This is a genomic window from Brunnivagina elsteri CCALA 953 (genome assembly GCF_002289455.1).
Taxonomy (GTDB): Bacteria; Cyanobacteriota; Cyanobacteriia; order Cyanobacteriales; family Nostocaceae; genus Brunnivagina; species Brunnivagina elsteri.
In genome coordinates, this window is record NZ_NTFS01000719.1 from 1 (window position 1) to 1,551 (window position 1,551).

At 46.0% G+C, this 1,551-nt stretch carries 1 protein-coding gene; it reads left to right on the forward strand.

The genetic code is table 11. The features are described from left to right. Nucleotides 1-257: 257 nt before the first annotated feature. A partial coding sequence (locus CK510_RS30185; RefSeq protein ID WP_143289521.1) for a tetratricopeptide repeat protein occupies nt 258-1,551 on the forward strand: 1,294 nt, incomplete at its 3' end.

Consider the following 1,551-nt stretch of genomic DNA (forward strand, 5'->3'; position numbering starts at 1 on the left):
GTATTACTCTCTGCGGCTCTGCGTAATACAAATTCATGCATTGAATCAGCAACACCAAAAAAGTGCATACCCCCTCAAACGTGAGAAATATACGTAATTACAACCACAAATACCTGGATTTGCTAGCCCCATTTTTCTGCCTTCACGAAAAAATCATTAAATTTTCAGTAAAATTGCGAAAACATCCTGATAAATACTGGGATACTAGCAATCACCCGGTTTAGGAAATTACCAAACCAGTTAGTTAGCACAAACCTATGCCTGCGAAATTTTCCCCTGTTAAATCTCTCCAATCTCGTCCTCAGATATTTTTATCGAGGTCAATTTCTTGGTCAATCTCTGTGGTAATGACGTTGGGACTATTGGTAAGTATACCGAAACAAGTTACAGGACAAGCCCAACCACCACTATCAGCCCAACAGTCCGCAGAGTTAGCCGAAGCCGAGCGACTGAATCAACAAGCGGAGCAGTTGTATCGGCAAGGCAAATATAGTGAAGCTATTCCCCTTGCAGAAAAAGCCTTAGCAATTTGGGAGAAGGTGCTGGGTCAAGAACATCCTGATGTGGCAGGTAGCCTGAACAATTTAGCAGAACTTTACAAGTCACAGGGGAGTTATGCCAAAGCCGAACCCCTTTACCTCCGCTCCCTGGCGATTTACGAGAAGGTACTGGGTAAAGAACATCCCGATGTCGCAACTAGCCTGAACAATTTAGCAGGACTTTACGGAGAACAGGGGAATTATGCCAAAGCCGAACCCCTTTACCTGCGCTCTCTGGCGATTTGGGAGAAAGTACTGGGTCAAGAACATCCCGATGTCGCAACTAGCCTGAACAATTTAGCAGGACTTTACGGGGAACAGGGGAATTATGCCAAAGCCGAACCCCTTTACCTGCGCTCTCTGGCGATTTGGGAGAAAGTACTGGGTAAAGAACATCCCGATGTCGCAATTAGCCTGAACAATTTAGCAGAACTTTACCGGGTACAGGGGAGTTATGTCAAAGCCGAACCCCTTTACCTGCGCTCTCTGGCGATTCGGGAGAAAGTACTGGGTCAAGAACATCCACTTGTGGCAGAAAGCCTGAACAATTTAGCAGCACTTTACAATGCACAGGGGAGTTATGCCGAAGCTGAACCCCTTCTCCTCCGCTCCTTGGCGATTTGGGAGAAAGTACTGGGAAAAGAACATCCCGATGTGGCACTTAGCCTCAACAATTTAGCTGTATTTTACCAAGCACAGGGGAATTATGCGAAGGCAGAACCTCTTTACTTGCGATCCCTGGAGATTTGGGAGAAAGTTCTAGGTAAGGAACATACATTGGTGGCAAATAACCTCAACAATTTAGCAGCATTTTACCGGGCACAGGGGAGTTATGCCAAGGCCGAACCCTTTTACCTGCGCTCTCTGGCGATTCGGGAGAAAGTACTGGGAAAAGAACATCCCGATGTGGCACAAAGCCTGAACAATTTAGCTGTATTTTACCCACCAAGATTCAAACTCATCTGTATATTCTACGTCCCAAGTCATTACTCTGCCAATTGCGCGATCGCAA